Source organism: Paenarthrobacter sp. NPDC057981 (assembly GCF_042886835.1).
Lineage (GTDB): Bacteria > Actinomycetota > Actinomycetes > Actinomycetales > Micrococcaceae > Arthrobacter.
This window is the reverse complement of sequence record NZ_JBHVQI010000037.1, coordinates 22,270-31,213: the sequence shown is the minus strand read 5'-3', so window position 1 is coordinate 31,213 and position 8,944 is coordinate 22,270. Positions and strand designations below refer to the sequence as shown.

Genomic DNA, 8,944 nt, shown 5'->3' with positions numbered 1-8,944 from the left:
CCCTTGCTGGGTGCCGCCCGCCTTCGTCGAACCAGAAAAACTTACGCTTCCTCGACGCCGATGTGCGTCGGGTCAAGGACGCGGCGCAGGAATTCCTTGGTACGCGGCTGGGTGGGGGCGCTGATGACCTGCTCGGCCGGCCCTTCCTCGACTACAACGCCGGCGTCCATAAAGACCACGCGGTCGGCGACTTCCCGGGCGAAACCCATCTCGTGAGTGACCACCAGCATGGTCATGCCTTCCTGGGCCAGCTTCCTCATGACGGCCAGGACATCGCCCACGGTCTCGGGGTCCAGCGCGGAGGTGGGCTCATCGAAAAGCATGAGCTTCGGGTCCATGGACAGCGCGCGTGCAATGGCAACCCGCTGCTGCTGGCCACCGGAGAGCTGGTCCGGGAAACGGTCTGCCAAGTGTCCCAGGCCAACGCGTTCCAGGTTGTGGCGAGCAACCTCGCCGGCTTCGGACTTGGAGCGCTTGAGCACCTTCATCTGGGAAATGGTGCAGTTGTCCAGCACGCTCAGGTGCGGGAACAGATTGAAGTGCTGGAAAACCATACCGACGCTTTGGCGCATCTTGTTGAGGTCCACGTCGGGATCGGTGGCTTCGAATTCGCCCACGTTTATGGTGCCGGCGTTGGGGTGTTCCAGCAGGTTCACGCAGCGCAGGAGGGTGGACTTGCCAGAGCCTGAGGGGCCGATCAGGCAGACTACCTGGCCGGGTTCGACGGTCAGTGAAATGCCCTTGAGGACCTCGTTGCTGCCGTAGGACTTACGCAGGTCCTTGATATCGACGCCGGCGGCGCGAACGGCGGCCGTGCTCCCAGTGGAGTTGTTCATGACTGTCCTGCCTATCGCTTGGTCCGCGCGGAGCGGCTTTCGAACTTCCTTGCAAGGAGGCTCAACGGGATGGTGATGACCAAGTAGAAAGCACCCGCCACGAGCAAGGGGGTGAGGCCCGCGCCGAGGCTTGAGATGCCGTCGCGGCCGAACTTGGTGAGCTCGTATTGGGAAGCGGTGAGGCCCAGGACGTAGATCAGCGAGGAGTCCTTGGTGAGCAGGATGATCTCGTTGGTCAACGGGGGAAGGACGATCTTGAACGCCTGGGGAATGACGATCGAAACCATCGCCCGCCAGTGCGGCATGCCCAGCGAACGGGCTGCTTCCATCTGTCCCTTGGGCACGGCCTGCAGGCCTGCGCGGAGGGTTTCAGCGATGTAGGCCGAAGCCACCATGCCCAGCGAAACCATGACCACGATGTTGACGTCCCACTGGACGCCGAAGGCCAGCGGAACGCCGTATCCGAAGGCGATGAAGACCAGCAGGGCAGGGACGCCGCGGAAGAACTCGATGTAGCCGGTGGCGATCCAGCGGTACAGCGGGAAGGAGGAGAGCTTCATGAGCGCCAGCAGGAGGCCGCCGGACAAGCCCACCACGAAGGCCAGCGCTGTGTAGATGAGGGTGTTCTTGAGGCCCACCAGGAAAATGTCCGGGAACATCGGCCCGATCTTGGCGAAGTTGAAGACGCTGTTACCGATCGTCTTCCAGTCCACGGCAAGGATCACTGCGGCCAGGACCACAACGAAGATGCCCGCCTGGACGTACAAACTGACTTTGGCTCGTTGACGTGCAGTCATTGCCATGGTGTTCTCGCATTCATGTTGCGCAGCCGGGCCCCGAAACAACGTGTCGTTTCGGGGCCCGCCTGCGTGGATCTCGGGAGAGCCGGGGCTCGGACTACTTGGTGGCCTCGCCGAACCAGGTGGTCTGGAACTTCTTCAGGGAGCCGTCGTCAGTGATGCGCTTCAGGGTGCCGTTCACAGCGTCTGCCATGGCGGTGTTGCCCTTCTTGATGGCGATGCCCAGCTTCTCACCCGTCGCGTAGTCCTCAACGCGCTTCAGGTTGGAATCGTCCTTGATGGCGTAGCCAAGAACGGACTGGTTGCCGATGGCGGCGTCGATGGTGCCGGCCTTGAGGGCCTGGACCAGCAGGCCGGAGTCCTCGAACTGCTGTGCGTCGATGCCCTTGTCCTTGGCATACTGGGCACCCGTGGTCGCCTGCTGGACGCCGACCTTCTTGCCCTTGGCGCCGTCGATGTTGTTGATGCCCGAGGAGGAGGTGGCTACAAGGGTCAGGTCATCGTCCAGGTACGGGTTGGAGAAGTCCATGACGTTCTTGCGGACATCCGTGATGGAGATCGAGGAGATGGAGACGTCGCAGCCGGTCAGTGCGGTGCCGGTCTCGATGGCCTCGAAGGAGCTGTCCACCACGTTGAGTTCTGCCTTGATGTCCTTGGCAATCTCTGCGGCGATGTCCATGTCGAAGCCGACAATCTTGCCGTCCTTCTGGAATTCGAAGGGCTCATAGGGGACATCCGAGCACACAGTCAGCTTGCCGGCGTTGATGAGCTTCAGGCCCGAGCCATCCGAGGCTGCGGGAGTGGAGGAACCACCACAGGCGGTGAGGGCCAATGCGCCGGCTGCGAGCACGGCGGCAATCTTGGTGCCGGACAGAACCGAACGGGAGATCTGCATGTGTTTTACCTTTTGTTGCGGTGGATGCTGAACTGAGTCGGTTTTAGTGTAGCCCCGAACATGAGATGTGCATCACAGGAAACGAAGTTTCACTATTAGATAACCAGTTTACGCACTTATCAACCACCGCAACAGAAGCTGTGTCTGGAATCCCAGATTTAGCGCTTGATGCCCAACGCTTCCAGCATCGGCCGGAACTTGGCCCACGTCTCGGCCAATTCCGCCTCCGGCTGCGAACCCTCAACGATGCCGCACCCCGCATAAAGTCGCACGGTGTTGGCATCCTCAATAACAGCCCCGCGCAGCGCAATGCCCCACTCTCCGTTGCCTGCGGCATCGAGCCACCCCACGGGGCCGGCGTACGGCCCGCGGTCGAGGTGCTCGAGTTTCCGGATCAAGGCGCCGGCCACCAAGGTCGGGGTACCGCAGACAGCAGCAGTGGGATGCAGTGCGTTGATGAGCGCAAGGCACGTAGGCACATGACCTTCAATATCGGCCAGCTCGGCTTTCACGTCCGATGCCAGGTGCCACACATTGGGCAACTCAAGAATGAACGGCTCGCTGTGGGAGTTCATCGCCTCGGAGAAAGGGGCCAGCTGGCGGGTCAACGAATCAATGGCGATCTCGTGCTCGTGCCGCTGCTTGTCCGAGCCGGCCAAAACCCGCTCGGCGTATTCCATGGGGGAGCCGTCCATGCCGTCAGCATCCCGACGGTCCAGCGTTCCGGCGAGGACCCGGGCCTGCGCAGTCCGGCCCTCCACCTGGATCAGCATTTCGGGCGTCGCGCCAACCAGCCCATCAACGCCGTATGTCCAGCATTCGCGGTACCTCGCGGCCAGCTGGCGAAGAACCTCCGCCGCGTTGACGCCGGCCGGCAGGGTGGCAACGACGTCGCGCGCCAGCACCAGCTTCTCCAGCTTGCCCGCGCGGATCTCCTCGACGCCATCGGCCACGGCCTGCATCCACTTGGCTTCGCTGAGCGAACCATGGCTGAGGTAACCAGCCGAACCGTTGGCGGCAACAGCCTCAGGTGAGAGTCCGACGTCGGACCCTCCTTGGGTGGACTCCTCACCGTTGCTGCCGGAAAGCCAGCGGTCCACGGAGGCGAGGACGCCCGCTTCGGTGAGGGGGCCGCCGTCGAACGTCAACTGGGTGGCCCAGGCGCGGCCGTCGCGGATGCCGATCACCAGTTCCGGGAGGATCAGGCGGGAGACGTGCGGGGACGTCTTGGAGAAAGCGAAGGAGCCAAATGCCACGGGACCGGTGCCCGGGAGTTCCACATGATCAGTGATTTCTGCCTCAAGAATGAGGTGCCGCCACCAGATGTCGGCCTCAAGGAAACGCTCGGGGCCGGTGGCATTGAAACGGGTCAGTTCGCCGTAGCCCACCAGGCCGGCTTCGCGCCGCGACCAGCAAAGAATGTCGTCCCGCACCAGAAACGACGGCAGCCCCCCGGAGGATGATCCAACATCGAGGGGGACTGTCAAGGTGCGGAGCGTGCTCGTCATGATGGAACAACAGTACTCCCGCGCGGGAGCAGAACCTGAGCCGACTTCTACAGCGCAGCAAAGTCTGTGGAATGTCTGAGACAATTACTGGGTGAACCGAGCATCCTTGGAAAAGCGTCCGGACGAAGTTGCGACGATGTTTGACGATGTCGCCCCAAAATACGACGTCGTCAATGACGTCCTGTCCATGGGACAGACCCGGCGTTGGCGCCGGATCGTCGTGGATGCCATGGATGTGAAGAAGGGCCAGAAAGTACTGGACCTCGCCGCCGGAACGGGAACATCCAGCGAGCCATACGCCGACGCGGGCGTGGATGTTGTGGCCTGCGACTTCTCCCTGGGAATGCTCAAAGTGGGCAAGCGCCGCCGCCCTGACATCGACTTCATTGCAGGGGATGCCACCAACCTGCCGTTCGCGGACAACAGCTTTGATGCCTCCACCATTTCCTTCGGCCTCCGCAACGTCGTGGAACCCCGCAAGGCCCTCGAGGAAATGCTGCGCGTGACCAAGCCCGGCGGCCGGCTGGTCATCGCCGAGTTCTCCCACCCCGTGGTTCCCCTGTGGCGAAACCTGTACACCGAATACCTGATGCGCGCCCTCCCGGCCATCGCCACCAAGGTCTCCTCCAACCCGGATGCCTACGTCTACCTTGCCGAGTCCATCCGTGCTTGGCCGGACCAGGACCACCTGGCTCAGTGGCTTGCCGACGCAGGATGGACGGACATCACCTACCGCAACCTCAGCGGCGGGATCGTAGCCGTGCACCGTGCACAGAAGCCTGCCGAGCACCGCGAAAGTGTTCCCGTGGCCAAATTGCGCCGCCAGATCAAACCGCGCCGACAGGCCGGCTAGCTCCGTACTGCCTGACTTAGGACGACGTGAAAGTACTGATTGTTGGCGCGGGCCCTGCCGGGTCCACAGCCGCGTATTACCTCGCCCAAGCGGGCATCGACGTCACTGTGCTGGAAAAGACGTCGTTTCCCCGTGAGAAGGTCTGCGGAGATGGACTCACTCCGCGCGCCGTCCGCGAGATCCAGAAGCTTGGTCTGCCTCACGCCGTTGAAGAGGGGTGGCGGCGAAACAAGGGTCTTCGCCTCATTGCCGGCGGCCGCACCATCGAACTGCCCTGGCCCGAGGTCGCGGACTTTCCCACCTATGGCCTGATCCGCACGCGCCTGGGCTTCGACGAGGACCTTGCCCGTCACGCACAGGCTGCTGGAGCCGTGGTGCTCGAACACCACAGCGTCACCTCGGCGCTGACCGACGACGCCGGTCGTGTCATCGGTGTACGCGCAGCGATCCTTGACGAGTCCGGACGCAAGACGGGCGAACAGCGCGACTTCCATGCCGACGTCGTACTCGCCGCGGACGGTAACTCGACGCGAACCGCCGTGTCGCTGGGCATGCACAAGCGCGACGACCGGCCGCTGGGCGTCGCGGTGCGGACCTACTTCACCTCGCCGCGCCACGAGGACGACTGGATGGAAGGCTGGCTGGAACTGCCCGGCAAATCCGGCAAGCCGCTTCCCGGTTACGGCTGGGTGTTCGGCGTCGGCGACGGCACGTCCAACGTGGGCCTGGGCATCCTGAACTCCTCCAAGGAGTTCGGCAAGCTCGACTACAAGCAGGTCCTGCGCGAATGGACGGCCGGCATGCCCTCCGAGTGGGGATTTACCCCGGAAAACCAGGTGGGGGAGATCCGTGGCGCGGCCTTGCCCATGGGCTTCAACCGCACGCCGCACTATTCACCCGGGCTGCTGCTGCTCGGCGACGCCGGTGGCATGGTGTCTCCGTTCAACGGTGAAGGCATCTCCTACGCGATGGAGTCGGCCCGGTTCGCGGCTGAGTTCCTGATTGATTGTTTGTCCCGTTCGGCTTCTGCGGCTTGGTCCACGCACGACGCCGATGCCCACCTTTCGCGGTACGCGGACTACGTGCGGGACCAGTGGGGCTCGCACTTCACGCTGGGACGGATGTTTGCGACGCTGATTGGGAAGCCTGCAGTGATGAAGCTTGCGCTGCGGACGGGCATGCCCATTCCGGTCCTGATGCGCTTTGTGGTCCGCATGCTTGCCAACCTGACAGACCCGTCCGCGAAGGGCTTCGAAGACCGCGTGATCCGGGTCCTCGAGATGCTGGTTCCGGCAACGTCCAACACTTCCTCTGCCCGCGCCCTGACGCCGGCAGGCTCCGACACCGCGGTTTCCGCAACAACTAGTTAGGGTTAACCCGTGACGAACTCTGCCGAACACAGCTGGACGCATGCCGGGCACGGCTTGCCGGACTCCAACGAGCCTTCCCTGAACACCACGGCCATTGCAACGGGCCTCCAGCTGCCCGCAGGTTTTGCCGCCATCGCCGGCGACGCCGAGCTTGGCCCGGCCATCACCAACAACCTTGCGCGTGTGGAGAAGAAGCTTCGCGAAGCGATCTCCAACTCGGACCCTCTGGCTGACGCGACGTCGCGGCACCTGGTGGAAGCCGGGGGCAAGCGAATCCGCCCGCTGCTGACCCTGCTGTGCGCACACCTGGGCGACGCCTCACGCCCCGAGGTTGTCCAGGCCGCCGTTGTCGTTGAGCTTACGCACCTCGCCACGCTCTACCACGACGACGTGATGGACTCCGCGCCGTTCCGCCGTGGAGCTCCCACTGCCCACGAAGTCTGGGGCAACTCCGTGGCCATCCTGACCGGCGACCTCATCTTTGCACGGGCTTCCATCCTGGTTTCCGAGCTTGGATCCCGGGCGCTCGGCATCCAGGCCCGCACCTTTGAGCGGCTTTGCCTTGGCCAACTGCACGAAACCGTGGGGCCGCGGGAAGACGAAGATCCCGTGGAGCACTACCTGTCTGTGATTGCCGACAAGACCGGGTCACTGGTAGCAGCTTCCGGCCAACTCGGTGCCATCTTCGCCGGCGCTGCTCCGGAATACGAGGACGTGCTGGTGGAGTACGGCGAAAAGGTGGGCGTCGCCTTCCAGCTGGCCGACGACGTCATTGATGTCACCGGTGTAAAGGTGAAGTCCGGCAAGTCCCCGGGCACGGACCTCCGGGAAGGTGTTCCCACTCTGCCAGTTCTCTTGTTGCGCCGTGACGCAGCGGCGGGCGACGCGTCCGCCGTCGCCCTTCTTGAACTGATCGACGGCGACCTCTCCTCCGACCCTGCGCTGGCTGAGGCCGTGGCCGGCCTGCGTGAGCACCCTGTCACCAGCGAGTCCTGGAAGATCGCCCGCCAGTGGTCAGCCGAAGCCGTTGCAGCCCTGGCCCCGTTGCCGGAGGGTGTTGTGAAGGATTCCCTGACCAACTTTGCCCACGCCGTGGTGGACCGCAGCAGCTAATTACTGTTTGTTGGCAGGCGTCCGGACCTTCATGGGCCGGGCGCCTGCCTTTTTTGTGAGCCCGGGGTTGTACCGCTCGTCCTGGCTCTTCTGCCGGAGTCTGCGCCGCCGCCACCAACTTTGGGCGGTTATCCGGACTGGCGGGCACGGTTTTGCAGCGTGTCCTGCCTGCTGGGGGTCAAAGTGGGTGGTGGGGGCACGCGGTACTTGGCTCACAGGGCGCTTAAAAACGGAATGGCCCCGGTCCGCTGCAACGTTACGAGTCATACGCTGCACCGAACCGGGACCACAATCTCCGTTCGCATCAGACCCACCGGAGGCATTTAGTGGATCCGTGAATAGCTTATGACAATCCTGTCATATTGGCAACTCCTGAGGTCAACGGATTTTCGTTTCTGGTGGCGTGATTTACAGGTTGATCCTGTGCCGTCAGCACCCACATTGATGCTGCGGAGCGGGTGACGCGCCGGAACTTGGGCGTGTTGGGGCCTCGTGTTACAGCGAAGTGGGTGGGGGAGGCGCCGACGGTTTTCCACATAGACCCACTCACGCCAACCAAGTGAGCAGTCCCGGTTGGACTATTTCCCCATGGACATCGTTGAATTCCTCGGCAGCCGTGACGGGGCTGCGACTGCGAAATCACTTTATGCTGCGGGCTTTACACGTCGGGACTTGGCCAAAGCCATCAGCGGCGGGGCCGTCTTCAGGCTCCATCGCGGCGTGTACGTTTCACGGAAGGCAGCCCCGGACGTCGTAGCGGCGTTTCGTGCCAATGGAAAGTTGACCTGCGTTTCCGCTGCTCGCTTCTATCGGTTGTGGACCCTTAATAGCGATAAGGACTTGCATCTCAGCTGCGGAACAGGGCTGGCCCGGCACCATGTGGTCCACCACGGTCAGTGCATACACCCGGGTCACCCCTATCTCCCGGTGGCGGGTGTTGGAGATGTTCTGCTGCATGCCATGAGATGTTTGCCAGAGCTGGAATCACTGGTCATGGTGCAAAGCGCGGTCAGCCAAGCACTGTTGACCACAGAATTCCTGGAAAAGAAGATGGGAGGAAACCGGAACGGCAAAGCCCGCGCAATTCTGAATCTAGTTCTTCCGCGAGCCGATTCACTCCTGGAAGTCCTCGCCCATACGCATTTCACAAGGGCAGGCCTCCGCGTCAAGATGCACGCGGACGTCCCCGGGGTAGGTGAAGTGGACTGCCTGATCGAGGACTGCGTGATTGTTGAACTCGACGGCGGCACTCACTTCAAGTCGAAGCAGGTGAAGAAGGATTGGTACCGAAGCAATGCGGGCCTAAGAAGCGGATTCATGAGCCTGCATTACTACTACGCAGACGTCGTATATCGGCCACAGAAAATGGTGGACGAGGTCCTGGCCGTACTTCGGAACAGGGAGACCGGCCGCTACGGGCCCTTCCGCTACATAGCCGGCCCGCCGCCGTCGTAATCATGGGCGCAAAGGCGCGCCGCCACCACCAACTTTGGGCGCAAAAGGCGGCAAGGACCCCCGAAAAGCGGCGTGGCGCGATGGCCAGCAGCCCAATGCTGGTCGTGGCGGTAC

Annotated in this window: 9 protein-coding genes; 4 read left to right on the top strand and 5 right to left on the bottom strand. The window is 62.8% G+C overall.

Annotated elements, in window-relative coordinates; all coding sequences use genetic code 11:
• Positions 1 to 41: 41 nt before the first annotated feature.
• From ACFVSI_RS21145 to ACFVSI_RS21130, 4 genes are all read right to left on the bottom strand, one after another.
• Complete coding sequence (locus ACFVSI_RS21145; protein ID WP_387828175.1) at positions 42 to 836, bottom strand: amino acid ABC transporter ATP-binding protein; 795 nt, start codon at positions 834 to 836, stop codon at positions 42 to 44.
• 11 nt (positions 837 to 847) lie between these two features.
• Positions 848 to 1,639 (bottom strand): amino acid ABC transporter permease, encoded by a 792-nt coding sequence (locus tag ACFVSI_RS21140; RefSeq protein ID WP_387828172.1) that lies wholly within the window; start codon positions 1,637 to 1,639, stop codon positions 848 to 850.
• Positions 1,640 to 1,733: 94 nt separating this feature from the next.
• A complete protein-coding gene (locus tag ACFVSI_RS21135; RefSeq protein ID WP_018776840.1) occupies positions 1,734 to 2,531 on the bottom strand; it encodes an ABC transporter substrate-binding protein in 798 nt (265 codons plus the stop codon).
• Between the two features lie 158 nt (positions 2,532 to 2,689).
• Positions 2,690 to 4,039, bottom strand: a complete 1,350-nt coding sequence (locus ACFVSI_RS21130) for an isochorismate synthase MenF (RefSeq protein ID WP_387828168.1) — start codon at positions 4,037 to 4,039, stop codon at positions 2,690 to 2,692.
• Positions 4,040 to 4,130: 91 nt separating this feature from the next.
• Between ACFVSI_RS21130 and ACFVSI_RS21125 the strand changes: the two genes are divergently transcribed.
• The 3 genes from ACFVSI_RS21125 to ACFVSI_RS21115 are packed head-to-tail and all read left to right on the top strand — an operon-like array spanning position 4,131 to position 7,375.
• Positions 4,131 to 4,892, top strand: coding sequence for a demethylmenaquinone methyltransferase (locus ACFVSI_RS21125; RefSeq protein WP_274261926.1), 762 nt, complete (start codon positions 4,131 to 4,133; stop codon positions 4,890 to 4,892).
• 26 nt (positions 4,893 to 4,918) lie between these two features.
• Entirely contained in the window at positions 4,919 to 6,262 is a 1,344-nt protein-coding gene (locus ACFVSI_RS21120; protein ID WP_387828165.1) for a geranylgeranyl reductase family protein, read from the top strand.
• A 9-nt stretch (positions 6,263 to 6,271) separates the two neighbouring features.
• Complete coding sequence (locus tag ACFVSI_RS21115; RefSeq protein ID WP_274261922.1) at positions 6,272 to 7,375, top strand: polyprenyl synthetase family protein; 1,104 nt, start codon at positions 6,272 to 6,274, stop codon at positions 7,373 to 7,375.
• A 729-nt stretch (positions 7,376 to 8,104) separates the two neighbouring features.
• Here the strand turns inward: ACFVSI_RS21115 and ACFVSI_RS21110 are convergent.
• Positions 8,105 to 8,332, bottom strand: a complete 228-nt coding sequence (locus tag ACFVSI_RS21110) for a hypothetical protein (protein ID WP_387828161.1) — start codon at positions 8,330 to 8,332, stop codon at positions 8,105 to 8,107.
• Between the two features lie 3 nt (positions 8,333 to 8,335).
• Here ACFVSI_RS21110 and ACFVSI_RS21105 point away from each other — a divergent pair, with 3 nt between their 5' ends.
• Entirely contained in the window at positions 8,336 to 8,830 is a 495-nt protein-coding gene (locus ACFVSI_RS21105; protein WP_387828159.1) for an endonuclease domain-containing protein, read from the top strand.
• Positions 8,831 to 8,944: the final 114 nt, after the last annotated feature.

Coding starts and splice junctions, on each gene's coding strand:
- ACFVSI_RS21140 (WP_387828172.1), bottom strand. CDS start 1,639: ATGGCAATGACTGCACGTCAACGAGCCAAAGTCAGTTTGTACGTCCAG.
- ACFVSI_RS21135 (WP_018776840.1), bottom strand. CDS start 2,531: ATGCAGATCTCCCGTTCGGTTCTGTCCGGCACCAAGATTGCCGCCGTG.
- ACFVSI_RS21105 (WP_387828159.1), top strand. CDS start 8,336: ATGAGATGTTTGCCAGAGCTGGAATCACTGGTCATGGTGCAAAGCGCG.
- ACFVSI_RS21110 (WP_387828161.1), bottom strand. CDS start 8,332: ATGCAGCAGAACATCTCCAACACCCGCCACCGGGAGATAGGGGTGACC.
- ACFVSI_RS21130 (WP_387828168.1), bottom strand. CDS start 4,039: ATGACGAGCACGCTCCGCACCTTGACAGTCCCCCTCGATGTTGGATCA.
- ACFVSI_RS21145 (WP_387828175.1), bottom strand. CDS start 836: ATGAACAACTCCACTGGGAGCACGGCCGCCGTTCGCGCCGCCGGCGTC.